This window comes from Pandoraea captiosa, from assembly GCF_902459775.1.
GTDB lineage: Bacteria > Pseudomonadota > Gammaproteobacteria > Burkholderiales > Burkholderiaceae > Pandoraea > Pandoraea captiosa.
In genome coordinates, this window is the sequence record NZ_CABPSQ010000001.1 from 293,973 (window position 1) to 313,336 (window position 19,364).

Annotated in this window: 18 protein-coding genes; 9 read left to right on the forward strand and 9 right to left on the reverse strand. The window is 62.8% G+C overall.

The window, feature by feature from the left end; genetic code table 11:
- Positions 1-4: 4 nt before the first annotated feature.
- The 6 genes from PCA31118_RS01270 to PCA31118_RS01295 form a co-directional block, all read right to left on the reverse strand.
- The gene (locus PCA31118_RS01270; RefSeq protein WP_150622276.1) at positions 5-1,414 is read right to left on the reverse strand and encodes an ABC transporter substrate-binding protein; all 1,410 of its coding nucleotides are present in this window, start codon (positions 1,412-1,414) and stop codon (positions 5-7) included.
- Positions 1,415-1,471: 57 nt separating this feature from the next.
- Positions 1,472-1,717: a 4Fe-4S dicluster domain-containing protein gene (locus PCA31118_RS01275; protein ID WP_044456232.1), complete on the reverse strand. Its 246-nt coding sequence runs from the start codon at positions 1,715-1,717 to the stop codon at positions 1,472-1,474.
- Positions 1,718-1,726: 9 nt separating this feature from the next.
- Positions 1,727-3,484 (reverse strand): fumarate reductase/succinate dehydrogenase flavoprotein subunit, encoded by a 1,758-nt coding sequence (locus PCA31118_RS01280; RefSeq protein ID WP_150622278.1) that lies wholly within the window; start codon positions 3,482-3,484, stop codon positions 1,727-1,729.
- Positions 3,485-3,795: 311 nt separating this feature from the next.
- Positions 3,796-4,578, reverse strand: a complete 783-nt coding sequence (locus PCA31118_RS01285) for a GntR family transcriptional regulator (protein ID WP_150622280.1) — start codon at positions 4,576-4,578, stop codon at positions 3,796-3,798.
- A gap of 13 nt (positions 4,579-4,591) precedes the next feature.
- Entirely contained in the window at positions 4,592-5,206 is a 615-nt protein-coding gene (locus PCA31118_RS01290; RefSeq protein ID WP_150622281.1) for a 3'-5' exonuclease, read from the reverse strand.
- 45 nt (positions 5,207-5,251) lie between these two features.
- A complete protein-coding gene (locus tag PCA31118_RS01295) occupies positions 5,252-6,631 on the reverse strand; it encodes a cation:dicarboxylate symporter family transporter (protein WP_150622283.1) in 1,380 nt (459 codons plus the stop codon).
- 268 nt (positions 6,632-6,899) lie between these two features.
- On the opposite strand from PCA31118_RS01295, the gene PCA31118_RS01300 reads away from it, so the two are divergent.
- The 4 genes from PCA31118_RS01300 (at position 6,900) to PCA31118_RS01315 (ending at position 10,711) form a co-directional block, all read left to right on the forward strand.
- Positions 6,900-7,880 carry a LysR family transcriptional regulator gene (locus tag PCA31118_RS01300; RefSeq protein WP_174990290.1) on the forward strand — a complete coding sequence of 327 codons (981 nt, stop codon included), beginning with the start codon at positions 6,900-6,902 and terminating at the stop codon, positions 7,878-7,880.
- 131 nt (positions 7,881-8,011) lie between these two features.
- Positions 8,012-8,986: a dihydrodipicolinate synthase family protein gene (locus PCA31118_RS01305; protein WP_150622287.1), complete on the forward strand. Its 975-nt coding sequence runs from the start codon at positions 8,012-8,014 to the stop codon at positions 8,984-8,986.
- Entirely contained in the window at positions 8,983-9,456 is a 474-nt protein-coding gene (locus tag PCA31118_RS01310) for a RidA family protein (protein ID WP_150622288.1), read from the forward strand. The genes PCA31118_RS01305 and PCA31118_RS01310 overlap by 4 nt, the downstream gene beginning before the upstream one ends.
- Position 9,457: 1 nt before the next feature.
- Positions 9,458-10,711, forward strand: coding sequence for an aminotransferase class V-fold PLP-dependent enzyme (locus tag PCA31118_RS01315; protein ID WP_150622290.1), 1,254 nt, complete (start codon positions 9,458-9,460; stop codon positions 10,709-10,711).
- 95 nt (positions 10,712-10,806) lie between these two features.
- Here PCA31118_RS01315 and acnB read toward each other — a convergent pair whose 3' ends face one another.
- Together acnB and PCA31118_RS01325 are read right to left on the reverse strand one after the other, a co-directional pair.
- The gene (gene acnB / locus PCA31118_RS01320) at positions 10,807-13,392 is read right to left on the reverse strand and encodes a bifunctional aconitate hydratase 2/2-methylisocitrate dehydratase (protein ID WP_044456228.1); all 2,586 of its coding nucleotides are present in this window, start codon (positions 13,390-13,392) and stop codon (positions 10,807-10,809) included.
- A 262-nt stretch (positions 13,393-13,654) separates the two neighbouring features.
- Positions 13,655-14,473 carry a helix-turn-helix domain-containing protein gene (locus PCA31118_RS01325; RefSeq protein WP_150622292.1) on the reverse strand — a complete coding sequence of 273 codons (819 nt, stop codon included), beginning with the start codon at positions 14,471-14,473 and terminating at the stop codon, positions 13,655-13,657.
- A gap of 118 nt (positions 14,474-14,591) precedes the next feature.
- Here PCA31118_RS01325 and PCA31118_RS01330 point away from each other — a divergent pair, with 118 nt between their 5' ends.
- The 5 genes from PCA31118_RS01330 to arsC all read left to right on the forward strand — a co-directional run bounded on the left by PCA31118_RS01330 (position 14,592) and on the right by arsC (position 18,411).
- Positions 14,592-15,317: an aspartate/glutamate racemase family protein gene (locus PCA31118_RS01330; protein ID WP_150622294.1), complete on the forward strand. Its 726-nt coding sequence runs from the start codon at positions 14,592-14,594 to the stop codon at positions 15,315-15,317.
- Between the two features lie 132 nt (positions 15,318-15,449).
- Complete coding sequence (locus PCA31118_RS01335; RefSeq protein ID WP_150622296.1) at positions 15,450-16,109, forward strand: carbonic anhydrase; 660 nt, start codon at positions 15,450-15,452, stop codon at positions 16,107-16,109.
- A gap of 283 nt (positions 16,110-16,392) precedes the next feature.
- Entirely contained in the window at positions 16,393-16,881 is a 489-nt protein-coding gene (locus tag PCA31118_RS01340) for an ArsI/CadI family heavy metal resistance metalloenzyme (RefSeq protein WP_150622298.1), read from the forward strand.
- A gap of 33 nt (positions 16,882-16,914) precedes the next feature.
- Entirely contained in the window at positions 16,915-17,979 is a 1,065-nt protein-coding gene (gene arsB / locus PCA31118_RS01345; RefSeq protein WP_150622300.1) for an ACR3 family arsenite efflux transporter, read from the forward strand.
- A gap of 9 nt (positions 17,980-17,988) precedes the next feature.
- Positions 17,989-18,411 carry an arsenate reductase (glutaredoxin) gene (arsC, locus tag PCA31118_RS01350; RefSeq protein WP_150622302.1) on the forward strand — a complete coding sequence of 141 codons (423 nt, stop codon included), beginning with the start codon at positions 17,989-17,991 and terminating at the stop codon, positions 18,409-18,411.
- Between the two features lie 97 nt (positions 18,412-18,508).
- Here arsC and PCA31118_RS01355 read toward each other — a convergent pair whose 3' ends face one another.
- Complete coding sequence (locus PCA31118_RS01355) at positions 18,509-19,312, reverse strand: AraC family transcriptional regulator (RefSeq protein ID WP_150622305.1); 804 nt, start codon at positions 19,310-19,312, stop codon at positions 18,509-18,511.
- Between the last annotated feature and the right edge of the window lie 52 nt (positions 19,313-19,364).

A 19,364-nucleotide genomic window follows, 5' to 3' on the forward strand; every position in this document is an offset into this window, starting at 1 on the left:
CCCCTTAGCGTGCGGCGAGCGGCGCAGGCTGGCGCGCACCTGCGAAGTCGACGACCTGCGCACCATGCTTGTCGGCCCAGGCCTGCGCTTGCTGTTTGAGCAAAAAGGCGCTCAATCGACCCTGCTTGTCACGGGCGAACCACGCCTGATCGCCCAGCAGTTTGATGCCGGAGTCGCGATCCTGCACGTAGAAGGCCCGCACCGGCTTGTTGTCGTGCGACAGCTTGGCGAGTGCCTCGAAGGCCGCTTCAGGCGACGCGTAGCTGCGCACCTTCGGCTCGCCGCGCACCCAGATCTGGGCGACGCGCTCGACCTGGGTAATCGCCTTGCCCGTCGCGGCATCGTTGGCCTTGAGGGGCAACTGGGCGTAGTTGCGCAGTGCGGCGTCGTAGTCGAGCTTTTCGGCCTTGAACGCGGCGCGCACGTAGCGATCGTCGATGACGGCGTTGGCGTCGAAGTTGCCATCGGTACGATTGAGCAACTTGAGGGTGTCGAACGACGTCTGGACGGCCTTGCGATACTCGGGCTTCCACGTGAGCTCGCGCGTTTGCAGTCCGAGCGGGCCGTGGAACAGGTAATCGACCTCAGGCTCCACGCCGGTGACTCTGGCGATCAGCTCGCTGTATTTTTCCGGCTCGGCGTCGATCAGGCGATTCGCCTCGATCACGGCGCGAAGGTACGCGACCACGATCTCGGGATAACGCTCGGCGTACGCCTTTTCCACGAGGGTGCCATGCAGTGTCGGCGCATTGGCCTGAGCGCCGTCGTAAATCTTGCGGGCGAATCCGCGATAGGGAAACAACTCGGCGAAGGGGACGAAGTCGGCGTGCGCCTCGATCTTTCGCGCCTGCAACGCCGGGCCGGCGACTTCCGGGGCTTGCGTGATGATGTTCACGTCTTTATCCGGGTCCCAGCCCTGCGCTGCGACGGCGCGCAGCAGCATGCCGTGGGCGGTCGATGCGAACGGTACGGAAATGGTTTTGCCTTTGAGATCGGCGAGCGACTGCGCCGGCGAGTCGGTCGGCACCACGATACCGTTGCCGCTGCCGCGCACGCTGCCCGAAAGCACATTGATGAAGACGGTGGGCTTGCCCGCTTTGGTTGTGGCGACGATGTTGTTCACCCCGGGGAAGTCAGCCATCGATCCGAAGTCCAGCTTGCCTGCGACCATCTCGTTGGTGATCGGTGCGCCGCTGGTGAAGTTCTTCCATTGCACGTCATACGTCACGCCCGCGTATTTACCGTCGTGCGGCAGGTACTTTTCGAGCAGTTTCAGTTCGCGGATCAATGCGCCGCCCGTGGCGGTGTTGATCGTGGTGTCCTGTGTGCCGATCGCCACACGGACGGTTTCGGCGTGAGCCCCGACGGCGAGCAGTGCCGCGAGCGCGAAGATGCTGAGGTGAAGGCGGTTCATCGGGTCATCCTTATTGTGTGGTGGGATGTGCGCGTGCCTTTGCGGCACGCTGTCTTGTCAGCGAAGCAGGTAGGGAATGGCGACGTGTACCGCGCCGGTCGGACAGTCCTTCTCGCACGGCATGCAGTACCAGCACTCGTCGAATTTCATGAACGCCTTGCCCGTCTCGGGATCGATGGCGAGTAGGTCCATGGGACAGACGTCGATGCACACGGTGCAGCCCTTGTCGGCGATGCACTTTTCTTCATCGATCGTGACGGGAACGCTCGAGCGCAATTGCGCCTCGCGGGGAACGAAAGCCATATGCGTGTCCTAGACGGTGGCGGCCTGTGCGGCAGCGGGTGGCGTTGCCGGCGCGCTTGCAACGCGCAGGCGTGAGTAGGCGGTGCGCTCCGTGTCGTCGAGTGCGATGAGGTACGGCTCGACCGGCTTCTTGAACGAGGTCATGGCGCCGTCGTCCCCCTTCTTCAGATGCGCGTGGCAGAACCACTCGGCATCATTACGCTGCGGAAAGTCGACACGGTGGTGATACAGGCCCCAGCGGCTCTCCGTGCGGAACAACGAGGCGCGTGCCGCCATTTCGGCGCAATCCCGAATGGCGGCCACCTCGGCCGCGCGCATCAGTTCGTGCGGATTGCCGGCGCTGAGCTGCTCGATATCTTCGCGGATCTCGTCGAAGCGCTGCAGGCCGATCTCCATGCGGCGCGTGACCTTCGGCGGTTGCAGGTAATCGTTGACGAAGCGTCGTAGCTTGTACTCGACCTGCGCCGGAGGAAGTCCGTGGGCGCGATGCAGCGGTGCAAAGATGCGCGTGCGCTCGGCGTCGACCTGCGCCGCATCGAGCGCGGCGAAGTCGGCACCCGCAACGCGCTCGGCGGCGTGTTCGCCGGCAAACCAGCCATACGTGAAGGCGCCCAGCATGTAGTTGTGCGGCACGGCAGCCATGTCGCCCGCGCTATACAGGCCGGGCACCGACGTGGCGCCGTGCTCGTCGACCCACACGCCGGACGCGCTGTGACCGCTGCAAAAACCGATTTCCGAGATGTGCATCTCGATCATGCGGGTGCGGTAGTCGTTGCCGCGTCGCGCATGGAAGCGGCCTCGGCTGGGTCGCTCGTTCGTGTGCAGAATCGTCTCGATCGTCTGAATGGTTTCTTCGGCGAGGTGGTCGAGCTTCAGGAACACCGGCCCGTTGCCGCTTTGCAGTTCCTGATAGAACTCCCACATCATCTGACCGCTCCAGTAATCGCACTCGATGAAGCGCTCTCCGCTGCCGTTGGCGGTGTATCCGCCGAGCGGCCCGGTCACATACGCGCAGGCCGGGCCGTTGTAGTCCTTGATGAGCGGATTGATCTGGAAGCACTCGAGATTGGAGAGCTCGGCGCCGGCGTGATAAGCCATCGCATAGCCGTCGCCCGCATTGGTCGGGTTTTCGTAGGTACCCATCAGATACCCCGAGGCGGGCAGGCCGAGACGGCCGGCGGCGCCGCAGCACAGAATGACTGCCTTGGCTCGAATGACATAGAAGTCGGCCGTACGGCAATCGAAACCCATTACGCCAGCGATTTCGCCCGCCGCGCCGGTCAGCAGACGCGTTGCCACGACGCGATTGGTGATGTCGACGCGCGCACGCTTGAGCTGGCGGTAAAGGATCTTCTTGACGTCGTGCCCCTCGGGCATGGGCAAGACATACGCGCCCATGTGGTGGACCTTGCGCACCGCGTAATCGCCGGTCTCGTCCTTCTCGAACTTCACGCCCCAACGATCGAGCTCCTCGATGGTCTGAAAGCTGTGGCGCGCGTAGGCCAGCACCGTCGCCTGATTGACGATGCCGTCGTTGGCGACGGTAATTTCCTTGGTGTACTGCTCGGGCGTGGCGTGGCCGGGAATGATGGCGTTGTTCAGGCCATCCATACCCATCGAGATGGCGCCGCTACGTTTGACGTGTGCCTTGTCGAGCAGCAGCACGCGAAGGTTGGGGTTGCGCTGCTTGGCCTTGACGGCCGCCATCGGTCCGGCGGTGCCGCCGCCGATCACGACGATGTCGTATTCGAGTTCGTGGGTCTGCATGGTCCTTGGGCCTTGAGCCTTGCACCGCCGCCGGTGTCGCAGCAACGGATCGTTTTCGGCAACTTGTTATAACAAGTAAGGACCTGATTGTAGGAGGAGGCCCAGCGCAGACAAATGAATTGTTTTTGCTTAGCTTTCGCCGGAGGGTGATAAGCCTTCGGGGGCGCGGACTGCGGCGCTTGGCTGCATTGAGTGCATTGAGCGCATTGAGCGCGTCGAATGCTTCAGCCCCATCAGCCCCATCAGCCGCATTTGCCCCATTAGCCACATTACGGGGTTCAGCGGCTTCACCAGGGGTCGGCTGGCCGTGTCTAGCGGCGCGCGCGAGATGGCTTGGGCGCGGCGGCATGCTCGCGGTCAACGCGCAGCCGGTATTGAAACGTGTCGCCCCGGAAATAGAGGAACTCGAAATCGATGGGGTGGCCTTGCCGATCGTGGGTCAGCCGCTCGATGCGCAGCAGGGGCGCGCCTTCGGTGGTGCTCAGTGCGCTGGCGAGCGCCGCATCGGCCTGCACGGCGTCGATGCTCAGGTCGGCCGACCCTAACGGCACGGCGCAGTCGTTCTCGAGAATGAGAAAGATATCGCGGGTTACGAGATCGGCCCGCTGCAACTGTCGTCCGAGGGCTTCGGGCAGATAGGTGATTTCGTAGGACACCGGTGCGCGGTTGAGCAACCGTACACGATGGATTTCCGTGACGGTTTCGCCTTCCGTGACGTCCAGCCGAAGAGCGACATTGGCCGGCGCAGGAACGAACCGGAAGTGCACCACACGGTTGACGATTTCATGGCCTTGGCGCGACATGGCTTCGGCAAAGCCCTGGAGCGACGTCACGTTCTGGAATGCCTTCGGCTGGGAAACGAACGATCCCTTGCCGTGCACCTTGAAGATCAGTCCCTCCTTCTGCAAGTCGCCAAGGGCTTGCCGGATGGTGATCCGGCTCACGTCGAACATGGCTTGCAACTCGCTCTCCGAGGGCATGCGGCTGAGCGGCGCGTAGTGCCCGTCGAGGATGCCGGTGCGCAGCATGTCCTTGATCTGGGTATAGAGCGGTACCGGCGAGTCGGGTGCGAGTTTCAGGCGGCGTGTGGGCATTGCGTGACGGGCGTCAGTGGGCTTGCGCGAGCGATCTGAGCAAGGTCGGCACCTTGTCCTTGCTGGTGACTTGCACGCGTGACATGAGCGCGTGATCTACCCGTTTCAGGCCGTAGGTGCGTGTGATGTCGTCGTGCATGCGATGCCAGAGATGCACCGTCATTTCAGCATCCACCATTGCCCGGTGGGCGCGGCCGGTTTGCGGGAGCTGGAGCATTTGCGCAAGGCTCGAGAGCCGGTGATTCGGTGCATGCGGGTAAAGCCGCCGTGCGCTGAGCATCGTGCAGGCGAAGGCGTGATCGGCACGTGAGCCCAGCATGGCGAGCTCTGCCTGCCAGAAGCGTTTGTCGAAACCCGCGTTATGGGCGACGACCGGGCAGTTGCCGACAAATGCCGCCGCCTCGCGCATGACCTGAGCGACGGGCGGCGCCGAGGCGATCATGTCGTTCGTGATGCCGGTCAACGCCGCGACGTCGGCGGGAATGCGGCGCCCGGCATTCATCAGGCTTTGGTAACGATCCACGATCTGGCCGTCACGCCACAGAATGACGGCAATTTCCGTTGCCCGATCGCCTTGCGCGGGCGACAGACCGGTGGTTTCAAAGTCGAGGATCGCTACTGTCTGCATGCCGCTTCTCAGGGGTTGTCGCCCGGCAGACGACACGAGGATGGGTTAGGAATCAACCCGGGATTCTACATGGCTTCGCAGACTATCTTCGCCATTGTTGCTACCGTTGCCGTCGCCGCCATGTGCATGCACGCTACCCTCATACACCCCCTCCCACTTCGCGATGATCAGCGGTGCGAGTGCATTGCCCAGCACGTTGAGCGCGGTTCGCCCCATGTCCATCAGGCGATCGACACCCGCGATAAAGGCCAGCCCTTCGATAGGCAGGCCCGCCGTCGAGAGCGTGACCAGCAAAATGACGAGCATGAATCCCGGCACGCCGGCCGTGCCCTTGGATGTGAGCGTCATGGTCAGTGTGAGCACGATCTGTTCCTGCAAGCCGAGGTGAATGCCATAGAGCTGCGCGATGAACAGCGTGCCAATGCCCAGATAGATGGACGCGCCGTCCAGATTGAAGCTGTAGCCCGTTGGCAACACGAACGTGCTGACGCTTTTCGGCACCCCCATGTCCTCGACCTTCTTCATGATCTGGGGCAGTACCGAGGCGGAACTGCATGACGAAAACGCGATGATCAGTTCGTCCTTGATGTGGCGAATGAGTCGGGTGATGCGCAAACCGAACAACCGGGCGGCGATGCCGAGCACCACGAGCGCGAAGAAGATCAGCGCGATATAGGTGATGACGACCAGTTTGAACAACGGCAGCAGGGATTCGAATCCGAACGTCGAGACGGTCACGGCGATGAGTGCGAAGACCCCGATCGGCGCGTAATGCATGACGATGTTCGTCACTTTGAACATCGCGTCCGAGATTCCCTTCAGGGTGTGGATCACGGGCTGCCCCATGGCGGCGGGAAGCGTTTGCAAACCCAGTCCGAACAGAATCGAGAAGAAGATGACCGGCAGCAAGTCGCCTTTCGCCATTGCGGCAAAGATGTTATCGGGGATGATCCCGGTGAGAATCTTCATCACGCCGCTGTGCTCGGAGAATGTCTTCGTCGATTGCGCGATGGCGGTAAGGTCCGCATGCCCGAGTTGCGACATGTCGGTGCCCGCCCCAGGTTGCATGACATTGCCGACGATCAGTCCGATCACGATGGCGATGGTCGTGATGACTTCGAAGTAAATCAGCGTTTTCAGGCCAATGCGCCCGAGCGTCTTGCCGTCGCCGACCCCCGCGACGCCGATCACCATGCTGGTGAAAACGACGGGCACGACCACCATCTTCACCAGTTTGACGAAGATGTCACCGGCGGGTTGAAGCAGGCCCGAGACGGCCATCTCCCGGAAATGTGCCGGTGTCTGATGCAAAACGAGGCCGGTCGCGATGCCGATCAGCAAGCCGATCGCGATTTGCCAGGCGAGGCTCAGGCGCGCACGGCGTGGCGCGGGCCGAGCGGCGGGGTAGTGCGTTGCAGTGTCCATCTTGTCTCCTGATCGGTTCGGGGCGCGCGACGTCCCGACAGGCTCGGGGCGCGACGCGTTCGACGCGAACACCGACCTTGGCCGGGGTTATGCGCGTCGGGAACCGATTATTGGCGGCGAGGCGAGCACGGGCGTTGCGAAAAATATTCACGGCGTTGCCAAACCCGCATTGGCGATTCGCGTGCCCGCACGGATAGGCGGTGCACACGGCAGTAGAATCGGAACCGTCGACGGCGACGGAATGACCGCAGCGAAACGGGTGAGGATCATGCTGGATATCCAATGTCTGAAAGATTTCCATGTGCTTGCGCAACTCAAGCATTTCGGCCGCGCCGCGGAGCGCTGTCATGTGTCCACGTCAGGGCTGAGCCGGCGCATTCAGTCGCTGGAAGTCTGGCTCGGCGCGCCGGTGCTCGTGCGCTCCGGCGCGGGCATCGAACTGACGGCCGCCGGGGAGCGACTGCTGGCCGTGTCGGCCGACGCGGTGGCGGCGCTCGACAGCGTGCGGCGCGCGGTGCATGCCGAGACGTCGGTGCGGCGCGAGCAGATCCGCTTTGCGGCCCCGCACATCATGTCGGCGCTGTTTTTCTCGGCATGGTTTCCCTTGCTGGGCGCGCGTTTTCAGTCGACACGGTTTTCCGTCACCTCGGATCATCTCGATGCCTGCGCGGCGTCGTTGGAAGCGGGGGAGGAGGATTTCCTCGTGTTTCTTGCAGATGAGGCGAACGGCGTTTTCAGCCGCCTGCAACCGGTGTTCGAGCGTGGGGGCTTCCGCCTGCTCACGATGGGACACGAGTCGCTGACACCGGTCTGTGTCGCCGATGCACGCGGGCGTGCAGTGCACTCGCTTGACGGCGATAGGACGCGCGCCGTGTCGTTGCTCGGATATAGCGACGAATGCTCCTTGTCCTGGATATTGGAGGCAAGTTTGCGCGCGACGCCGGCGTTGCCGACATTCAAGCGCCATCACGAGAATTCGCTGGCGGACGGGCTGCGCAGCATGGCGCTTGCCGGACTTGGCGTGGCATGGTTGCCGCATCGTCTCATTGCGGACGATCTCGTCGCCAGACGGCTCGTGAGCGCGACATCCCGTCATCTCGATATCGCGATGCACATCACGATTGCCCGTCGCTCCACGGCCATGAGCGACTGTGCCGAAGCCTTCTGGGACTATCTGAACGACGAATATGGGGGCGCAAGAGGGCGCGCGCCCATCGGCGTGTCACCGCACCTGCCCCTGCCTGCTTAGGTTACGCGTCGTTCCTGCCGACGGCCAGGGCGTTGCGAGTTGCGCATTGTGCCTCGACATACCCGCAACGTTCCTGCGCGGTATTGCTTCCATACTGAACGCTCGACGATTCTTCGATATTCAGGTGACGTATGGCAGCGCAAACTCTCTCATCGCCCCGGCTCGGCGGGATTCTCAGTCCGGTCATCACCCCCTTTACGCCATCGCTCGATCCGGACGTGCCGAGGTTCCTGCGCCAGTGTCGCTGGTTGCTGTCGAATGACGTGGGCCTCGCGGTGTTCGGCACGAATTCCGAGGGCAATTCGCTAAGCGTGTCCGAGCGCATCGACCTGCTGGAGGCGATGGCCGCAGCAGGATTGCCGATGCACCGTGTGCTGGCGGGCACGGGAGCATGCTCGTTGACCGATGCTGCCGCCATGACCCGCGCCGCCACGGCGCTCGGCTGCGGCGGCGTACTCATGTTGCCGCCGTTCTACTACAAGTCGCCGAGCGACGACGGGCTGTTTCGGTTTTTTGCGGAAGTTGTCGCAGCTAGCGGAGCGCGGGCGCCGTCGATCTACCTCTATCACATCTCTGGCGTTGCGAGCGTGGGCTTCTCGCTCGCGCTGATCGACCGCCTGCTCGAGGCGTTTGCGCCCGTCATTCGCGGGATCAAGGACACCGGCGGCGACGCGGGCTTTACGCACACGCTGCTCACGCGCTACGCGGGGGCATCGTTCGACGTGTTTCCCGGCAATGAAACGGCGCTCGTAACGTTCATGGAGGCGGGAGCAGCGGGCTGCATCAGCGCCACGGCAAACGTGAACCCTGCCGGGCTCGTCGAACTGGTCGAGACTTATGGCAGCGTCGGCGCGCACGAAGCGCGTGAGAAACAGGCGCGCGCCAACGACATTCGCACCGCGCTTACTCGCTATCCGTTGATCCCGGCCCTGAAGGCGGTGCTGGCCGACGCGTTCGACGACGAAGCGCTGACGCGTGTGCGTCCGCCGCTCATGCCGCTTTCGGCGCCGCAGCGCGAGGCGTTGGCGAACGATCTGCGCCGACTGGCGTTTCGTCCGCCGGCGTTGCGCCCGCAGGACGGAATCGATGTGCTGGAGGCGGTATGAAGGAGGCGACGGTGGCGAAGGCGGACAGAGGGCATGGATCGGGGGATTTGCCGCCCCCGTTTTCTCCGACCGGTCACTACCAGTCGGTCGTCATTCAGGGCGGTCTGGCGTTCGTGTCGGGTCAATTGCCTCGCGCCGACGGTGTCCTCGCCGTGCAGGGCGTGGTCGGTCTTGACGTCGACATCGAAGCGGCCCGGCGCGCGGCAGCGCTGTGCGCGGCGAATTGTCTGGCGGTGCTGAATCAGGCATTGGGCGGGTTGGATCGCGTGGTCCGGATTTGCCGGATGACGGGCTATGTGGTGAGCGCGCCCGGGTTTCACGACCATGCAGACGTCATGGATGCCGCCTCGGCAGTGCTCGTTGACTGGCTGGGCGAGCGAGGTCGTCATAGTCGGACGTCCATTGGTGTGGCGGCGCTGCCGCGCCGTGCACCGGTGGAAGTGGACCTCGTCGTTGCGATAAGGGCCTGAGATGGCGGACACATATCGTCGACATGCGCACGCGATGGACGCCGAGGAGGTGCTCCGTCTGCGCCGCACGACGCCTGCGGCGGAGGCTGCCGTGCATCTGAATCACGCGTCGGCCAGTCTCGCCGACCAGTCGGTGTTCGATGCGCAGCAACGGTATCTTGCGCTCGAAGCGAGCGTCGGTCCCCATCGCGCCTACGAGCGTGTTGCCGAGGCGTTGGAAGCGTTGCCCGAAGCGTTGGGGGCGCTCGTGGGCGTGCACGCCGGGCAGGTGGCGCTGACGGAATCGGCGTCGCGGGGCTGGGCGCTGGCGTTGGGAGCCGTTTCGCGTGAGCGCCCGCTTCAGGTATTTGTCGGACCGCAGGAGTGGGGCGGCAATGTGATGAATGTCATCGCGCATCCGCGCGCTTCATTGCGTCGTGTCGACGGTCGTCCCGGTGCCTGTTGGAAGACGTTGATCGACGAGGCGTTGACGCGCCGCGACCCACGCGCCATCCCGGTGGTGTCGCTGCCGCTCATCGGCGCGGCGTCGGGGGAAATTCACGCGCTGGCGGGGGTGGCGTCGGTCGTCCATGAAGCGGGCGGCTGGTTATTCGTCGACGCCAGCCAAGCTGTCGGGCAGATGCCTGTGGATGCGACGGCGCTCGGCGCGGACGTTCTGGTGTTCCCGTCACGCAAATGGCTGCGCGGGCCGCGCGGGATCGGGGTGCTGTGTCTCTCGCCACGGGCGCTCACGCAATTCGAAACCCCGGCACTGGTCGATGTGTTTGGGGCGGGCCTGCGGTGCGACGTGCATGCCACGCCGACGCTTGCCGTTGACGATACCGCACGACGCTTTCAGATCTATGAACACAATCCGGGATTGCGGCTGGGGCTGCTTGCGGCGATAGGGATCGTCGAAGCCATCGGCGTCGAGCGCATTCATGCGCGCTCGGCCAGTCTGATCGGGCGATTGCATGGGCACCTGCGTGAGTCTGCGTCAGTCGTCTGGTCGGACGCACCGCAAAGCGGCATGCTCTGCGCCGTGTTTCGCGATGCCACTGCGCGATATCTTGCGGACGGTCTTCGGGATGTCGGCGTCAACGTGGCTTGTGTGGCACGCCGATATGCGCCATTGAGCGACCAGGGCGATGCCGACGGCAACGTACTCAGGATCAGCGCGCACGCGCTTACCCGCGAGGGTGAAATCGACGAGGTGGCCGACAGGCTACATCGGATATTGACCCGTCGGGAGGGGGCCCGCGCTGGCGCACGGTAGGTTGGCGCAGGCGCAAAAAAAACGCCGCGAACCTGAGCTCGCGGCGCTTTTTTCCGATCGACGGCGCAGCCTTCACACCGTCATCCGAACAGGCCTTACACCTGGACGGTGTCGGCGACTTCCTTGAAGTCTTCGATCTGGTCGAAGTTCATGTACTTGTAGATCTTGTCGCCGTTGCTGGCGAGCACGCCCATGTCGGCCATGTACTCTTCCTTGGTCGGGATCTTGCCCAGACGCGAGCAGATCGCTGCCAGTTCCGCCGAGCCGAGATACACGTTCGTATTCTTGCCCAGACGGTTCGGGAAGTTACGGGTCGACGTCGACATCACCGTCGCGCCTTCGCGCACTTGTGCCTGGTTACCCATGCACAGCGAGCAGCCCGGCATTTCGGTACGGGCACCCGCCGTGCCGAACACGCCGTAGTGACCTTCTTCCGTCAGTTGCTTCTGGTCCATCTTGGTCGGCGGCGCGACCCACAGCTTAACCGGAATGTCGCGCTTGCCTTCGAGCAGCTTCGATGCGGCACGGAAGTGACCGATGTTCGTCATGCACGAACCGATGAACACTTCGTCGATGGTCGCACCCGCCACGTCCGACAGCGTCTTCACGTCGTCCGGATCATTCGGGCAGGCCACGATCGGCTCGTGGATATCGGCCAGATCGATTTCGATCACGGCTGCGTATTCGGCATCTGCGTCCGGAGACAACAGTTGCGGATCGGCCAGCCATTGCTCCATCGCCGTGATACGGCGTTGCAGGCTGCGCGGGTCCTGATAGCCCTGGGCAATCATCCACTTGAGCAGCGTGACGTTGCTGTTCAGGTACTCGATGATCGGTTCCTTGTTCAGATGCACCGTGCAACCGGCAGCCGAACGCTCAGCGGAGGCATCCGAGAGCTCGAACGCCTGCTCGACCTTCAGGTCGGGCAGCCCTTCGATTTCCAGAATGCGGCCCGAGAAGATGTTCTTCTTGCCTTGCTTGGCCACCGTCAGCATGCCTTGCTTGATGGCATACAGCGGAATGGCGTTCACGAGGTCACGCAGGGTGACGCCCGGCTGCATCTTGCCCTTGAAGCGAACCAGCACCGATTCCGGCATGTCCAGCGGCATCGTACCGGTGGCGGCGGCGAAGGCGACCAGTCCCGAACCTGCCGGGAAGCTGATGCCGATCGGGAAACGGGTGTGCGAGTCGCCGCCGGTGCCCACGGTGTCGGGCAGCAGCATGCGGTTCAGCCACGAGTGGATCACGCCGTCGCCCGGACGCAGTGCGATGCCGCCGCGGTTGCTGATGAAGTTCGGCAGGGTCTGGTGCGTCTTCACGTCCACCGGCTTCGGATAGGCGGCGGTGTGGCAGAACGACTGCATGACGAGGTCGGCCGAGAAGCCCAGGCAAGCCAGATCCTTGAGTTCGTCGCGGGTCATCGGGCCGGTCGTGTCCTGCGAGCCGACCGAGGTCATTTTCGGTTCGCAGTACGTGCCCGGGCGGATGCCCTGGCCTTCCGGCAGGCCGCATGCGCGACCCACCATCTTCTGCGCCAGCGAGAAACCGCGGCCGTTGTCGGCCGGTTGCTGCGCCAGACGGAACAGCGTCGACGGGGGCAGGCCAAGGGCTTCACGCGCCTTGGCCGTCAGGCCGCGGCCGATGATCAGCGGAATGCGGCCACCGGCGCGCACTTCGTCGAACAGAACGTCGGACTTGACCTGGAATTCGGCGATGACGGCGCCGTTCTTCAGTGCCTTGCCTTCGTACGGACGCAGTTCGACCACGTCGCCCATTTCCATCTGCGACACATCGAGCTCGATCGGCAGGGCGCCGGCGTCTTCCATCGTGTTGTAGAAGATCGGGGCAATCTTGCTGCCCAGGCACACGCCGCCGAAGCGCTTGTTCGGAATGAACGGGATGTCTTCGCCCGTGAACCACAGCACCGAGTTGGTGGCCGACTTGCGCGAGGAGCCCGTGCCGACCACGTCACCGACGTAAGCCACCAGGTGGCCCTTTTCCTTGAGCGATTCGATGAACTTGACCGGACCACGCTTGCCGTCTTCTTCCGGCGTGATGCCGGGGCGTGCGTTCTTGAGCATTGCCAGGGCGTGCAGCGGAATGTCCGGGCGGGTCGTGGCGTCCGGTGCCGGCGACAGGTCGTCGGTGTTGGTCTCGCCCGTGACCTTGAATACGGTGATGGTCAGGCTTTCCGGCACTTCCGGGCGGCTCGTGAACCATTCGGCGTCGGCCCAGCTTTGCAGCACGGCGCGCGCGTTGGCGTTGCCCTTGTCGGCGAGTTCCTTGACGTCATGGAACTGGTCGAACATCAACAGGGTTTTCTTGAGTGCATCGGCGGCGACGGCGCCGACTTCGGCGTCCGACAGCAGTTCGATGAGCGGGGCGATGTTATAGCCGCCCAGCATCGTGCCGAGGAGTTCGGTGGCGCGGGCACGCGAGATCAGCGCGCAAGCCGTCTCACCCTTGGCCACGGCAGCCAGGAAACCGGCCTTCACGCGGGCGGCTTCGTCCACGCCGGCGGGCACGCGGTTGGTGATGAGATCGACCAGGGTGGCTTCTTCGCCGGCGGGCGGGTTCGTCAGCATTTCGACCAGTTCGGCGGTCTGCTGAGCCGTCAGCGGCAGGGGAGGAATACCAAGCGCGGCGCGGGCGGCCACGTGAGCACGATAGTTTTCAAGCATGAGGAGACCTGCTGATGTTGCGTTTCGGGGGAGGTTTTGAGGCCTCCGAGGCTTGTTCCAGTACTGCTTTTGCGGAGATTTTAGTCCCTATGGCAGGTAAGGTCAAATGTCTTATGTCTTATATAAGACTTGTGTGATAAAGATGTGTCGATCATGGGGGCGGATGCTGCGAGGGGCATGAGGCCGGATCAGGCCAGACACGCGCGTTGTCGGCATCGGTGACGCATGCAGTCGCTTCGGCGATGCCGGGGGCGTCAGGCTGTCATTGGCGGCGATGCGTCCGGCGATATTGCTGCGGCGTGAGGCCCAGCGAGGCGCGGAACACGCGTCCCATGTGGGATTGATGGGAGAATCCGCACTCGGTAGCGATGCCGGCAAGCGGCGCGTCGGTGCTTGCGACCATCCTGCGCGCTGCTTGCAGCCGGATTTCCATGAGATAGGCGTGTGGAGTGATGCCGGTCGCCCGCGTGAACTGCCGCAGAAACTGGAGTTCGGTCTGGCCCGCCTCGGCCGCGAGTTCGGCAAGCGCGAGCGGTCGCGAGAATTCGTCGTGGATTTTGCTCAGAATTGTGCTCGGCACAACCGCCGTTTCACGGCATGTCGTTCTTTCCTGCGCCGCCAACGCTGGCGACGTGGCGAGAAATCGCAGGACGACTTCGTCGAGCTGTAAATCGGGCTGCAAATCGGACTGTAAAGGATCGGGCGCCGGGGCAAGGAGTTGGCGTCGTATCGCGAAGGCCAGCGTCAGCGCCTGGCGCTGCCCCGGGACTTCGATGCGGTTGCCCACTTGCATTCGGGCGCCGACGTCGGTTCCGGGCGACCACCGCATCACGAGATATTCACCGCCTTCGCCTGACTCCGAGAATACATCGGTGCCCGCCGGCGCGTACGCCAGCATGGCCGGCGGTGTATCGAAATCCGAACGACGATCGGAGTTGATGGCATGGACCCCGCACTGGCGGGTTAGCGAAATGCCGAGGGTCTCGCATTCGCTCGGATCGCTCACGCTGTAGGGGACGGCCGGGAGCAGCCGGACCGTAACGCGTCCCGCCAGTGCCTTCCTGGTCACGCTTGCCGTCATGCGTCGTTCCTGAGCGTGCGCCCGGCGCAGCGGCCCGGCACGGAAATTTCGTGATAGACCACCATTGCCAATGCGGGCAAATTGCAGCGCATCGACACATTCGACGACAGGAGACTTTATGCGAACGATTGGTCTTATCGGGGGAATGAGCTGGCAATCCAGTGCCGAGTACTATCGCATAATCAACCAGGCCGTTCAATCGAGACTGGGGCCGCTGCGATCCGCGCAAACGCTGATGCACAGCGTCGATTTCGGCCCGATCGAGCGTGCCCAGCACGAAGGGCGATGGCACGACGCCGGTGTCTTGCTGGCCGAAGCGGCAAGGCATTTGCAAGCGGGCGGCGCGCAATGCGTGGTGCTGTGTACAAACACCATGCACAAGCTGGCCGCGCAGATCGAGGCGGCGGTCACGGTCCCGTTCATTCATATTGCGGATCCGGTGGGCGAGGCAGCGCGGGCAGCTCGCATCGAGCGCATCGGGTTGTTGGGGACGGCCTTCACCATGGAGCAGGATTTCATGAAGGCGCGGCTCAGGCAGACGTTCGGTCTGGACGTCATCGTGCCGGAACCGCAGGATCGCGAGATCGTTCATCGCATTATTTACGACGAGCTTTGCGTCGGTGTCATTCGTGAAGCATCGCGAGACGCCTATCGGAAGATCATGGCAAAGCTGGCGTCGGCGGGTGCGCAGGCCATCGTGCTCGGTTGTACGGAAATCACCCTGCTGGTCAACGCCGGGGACAGCGCGCTGCCGTTGCTCGACACGACCACGCTGCACGCGCTTGCGGCAGTGGAATTTGCGCTGCAAGACAGTGACGACGCGCCGACCGAACCCGTACGCTGATGCTGCCGTCAGTGTCCGGTGAAACAGCTGGGCTGGCGTGGCAAAGGTAAGAGATAATGAGCGACCGGCAATCAGGGCGTGGCTTGCACCATGGGGCGCGCCAGTGTCGGCGTCTTAACTCAGAGATTCGCTATGCGTGACATCATCGATGGCTTCCTGCGATTCCAGCGCGAAGCTTTTCCTCAGCGTGTCGAGCTTTTCAAACGGCTCGCTACCAGCCAAAACCCCAAGGCGCTGTTCGTGACCTGTTCGGACAGTCGCGTCGTGCCGGAACTGCTGACGCAGCGTGAACCCGGTGAGCTGTTCGTCATTCGCAACGCCGGCAACATCGTGCCGTCTTATGGCCCCGAGCCGGGCGGCGTGTCCGCCACGGTCGAGTATGCGGTGGCGGTATTGGGCGTGCAGGACATCGTCATTTGTGGTCATTCCGACTGCGGGGCCATGGGGGCCATCTCCCGTTGCACGTGCCTGGACCATATGCCGGCGGTTGCCAACTGGCTGCGTCACGCCGATGCCGCCAAGGCGATCAATGCCGCGCATTCGTTCGATACGCCGGAGGCAAAGCTCGATGGACTGGTGCGCGAGAACGTCATTGCGCAACTGGCAAATCTGCGCACCCACCCTTCGGTGGCGCTTGCGCTGGAGCAGGGGCGTATGAACCTGCACGGTTGGGTCTACGACATCGGCACCGGGGGTATCGACGCTCTCGACGGTGCCACGCGCAAGTTCGTGCCGCTGGCCGATTCGCCGAGCACGGTGGCCGTGGCGTCGCGCAAAGCTGACGGTCGCTAGGACCCCAGGCCCAAAAGGCTCAACAAGGGCCCAACAAGGGCCCAACAAGGCCCCGGATCCCGGGCCCCAGGCCCCATCAAGGCCCGCCGACGACCGACGCAGTTCGCAACGTTAGCGTCGTCGTCGGCTGAAAGGGCGCTCCACGTCGGCGCGCGTCTCCAAGCACACTCATCAATGACTGTCTCAAAAACTTCATTTGCGACGTTTCAATATTTCTATTAAATTGGAAATATGGAAACAACGATGTGCTCAACCCGCTCGCGGCAATCTCGGAGTCTTGATCATGAAGCGCTTTCACGTTCACGTTAGTGTGGCCGACCTGCCCACCAGCATTCGTTTTTACTCTGCGCTGTTTCATTCGGCGCCGGACATTGTTCGAAACGATTATGCGAAATGGGTGCTCGACGATCCGCGGGTGAATTTCGCGATCTCGAATCGCACTGAGTCGCTTGGTGTCGATCACTTGGGAATTCAGGCCGACACGGCGACGGAGCTTGGTGATTTGCGCGACCGAATGGTTGCCGCAGGACTTCCGATGCAATCGCAGTCCGACGCCCATTGCTGCTACGTGACTTCAAACAAGCACTGGTCTGTCGATCCGCAAGGCGTCGCATGGGAGACATTTCATACGCTGGATAGCGCTCCGACCTATGGCGAGTCCCGTCATCGCATGTCGGAAAATGCGGCGTGTTGCGCTCCTGCTCAATCGACCGACGCATCCGAGGCGCGCATGGGGACGCCGTGCTGTTCCCCGACGGCCCATTGCCGTTGATCGCTTTGCCACTACACCTGACGGGGAACATCGATGGGCCTGAAGCAAGCCGTGGCGTCCGTGCCGCAATCTGACGCAATCAACTTCTTCGAGCGATACCTGAGCGTGTGGGTGGCGTTGTGCATCGTCGCAGGGGTTTTGCTCGGTCAGTGGCTCCCCGGGCTGTTCCGAGTGGTTGGCAACATGGAAGTCGCTCAGGTCAATTTGCCTGTCGGCTTGCTGATCTGGGTGATGATCATCCCGATGCTGATCAAGATTGACTTCGCTGCAATGGGGCAGGTCACGGGGCATTGGCGGGGCATCGGTGTGACGTTGTTCGTCAACTGGTTCGTCAAACCTTTTTCGATGGCGTTGCTGGGTTGGGTGTTCATTCGTCACCTGTTTGCCGCCTGGCTTCCGGCCGATCAGCTCGACAGCTACGTTGCCGGCCTGATCCTGCTGGCGGCGGCGCCGTGTACGGCGATGGTCTTCGTGTGGTCGCAGTTGTGCAAAGGCGATCCATACTTCACGTTGTCGCAAGTCGCCCTCAACGACGCCATCATGGTCGTGGCGTTTGCGCCGGTTGTTGCGCTGCTGCTCGGGTTGTCGTCAATCGCGGTGCCGTGGGACACGCTGATTGCCTCCGTAGGTTTGTACATCATCGTGCCGGTCGTGATTGCGCAGGCAATTCGTCGGGCCTTGCTGGCGCGTGGCGATGCAACCTACCAACGAGTTGTCGCTGCGGTGGGACCGTATTCCATCACGGCGCTGCTTGCCACCCTGGTGCTGCTCTTCGGCTTCCAGGGACGTGCCATCGTGGACCAACCGCTGATCATCCTGCTGTTGGCCGTTCCGATCCTGATTCAAGTGTCGCTCAACGCTGGATTGGCCTATTGGCTCAATCGCAAGCTGGGCGTGGCCCACTGTGTCGCAGGGCCGTCTGCCCTCATCGGGGCGAGCAACTTCTTCGAGTTGGCGGTGGCAACGGCCATTAGCCTTTTCGGCTTTCAGTCCGGTGCTGCGCTCGCCACCGTGGTGGGCGTGTTGATCGAAGTGCCCATTATGCTGGTGGTCGTCGGCGTGGTGAACCGATCGCAACGGTGGTACGAATCGCGTTAAGGAGACCCAATGTCCGTCACGATTTATCACAACCCGGATTGCGGTACATCGCGCAATACGCTCGCCATGATTCGCAATGCCGGTATCGAGCCGACGATCGTCGAATACCTGCGGTCGCCGCCGGACCGCGCGACATTGCAACGTCTGATTCAGGACGCGGGTCTCTCGGTCCGTGAAGCGATTCGCGAGAAGGGCACGCCTTACGCCGAACTGGGGCTGGATGATTCGTCGCTCAGCGACGACCGGCTTCTCGATGCCATGCTCGCGCATCCCATTCTGATCAATCGCCCGTTCGTGGTGACACCGCTTGGCGTGCGCCTGTGCCGTCCCTCCGAGGTCGTGCTCGAAATTTTGCCGGCCGCCCAGAAGCGATCGTTCGTGAAGGAAGACGGGGAGGTCGTTGTTGATGATGAGGGGCGGCGGATTAGGTGACGCGCGCGTGACGGATTGGCTAGCAGCCGCGCACATGCACGCAGATCCAGCGCGAGGCCATGGTGTTGGCGCGCCGCGTGGTTGACGCAAGGAAAAACTAGCTGTGTTTCTCAGCGTCCGCGCCTCCCAGATTCCGCGCTTGTCCCGGCGTTATCCCGAACAGCGAGCGAAATGCCGCACCGAAGGCGGGCACACTCTTGAAGCCGGCGATCGACGCGGCTTTGGCCGGCGTAGTTCCCATGGTTAGCGCACTGAGCGCCTCGGTGAGTCGTGCTTGCTGGCGCCATTGGCGAAAACTGAGACCGGTCTCTGCGCGGAATTTGCGCGCCAGTGTCCGGCTGGAGGCGTTGGCAAGTTCGCTCCACTCCTCCAGCGTTCTCGGGTCGTCCGGACGTTGCCTCAATGCCTTCACAAGGTTGCTCAGACGTGCGTCTTTGGGCAACGGGAGTCTCAGTGGCAGCGCCGACGATTTCCCGATTTCGTCGAGTGCAAGCGCAGCCAGATGATGTACCCGACCGAGCGGGTCCCACTCCAGTGGTTCCTGGCAAGTCGCGACGATCACTTCTCGCAGCAGGCCTGACACGCTGATGACTTTCGGTTCAGCGCTGACCATCCTTGCCGCGTCCTCGCGCAGAAACAGTTCCCGCATCGCCACCGGCCCGTCCATGCTCACACAGTGGCGTGCGTTCGCCGGCAAAAAAAGCGCCGTCGTCGGTGGGACGACAAAACTCGCGTCGGACGTGTCCACATGCATTACGCCTGAAATGGCATAGAGCAGTTGCGCTCGCTTGTGGCTGTGAAAGCCCGACACCATTCCCGGAGGATAGTCGTAGGAAAAGCCCACGATAGGACGTGCGGCTGTCTCGTAAGTCGGTTCTTTGCGATGTCTGATTGGCGACATAACTTGGCAGGTTGTCTTTTTTTTACCAGTCTAATCTGAAGCCGTTCCATCC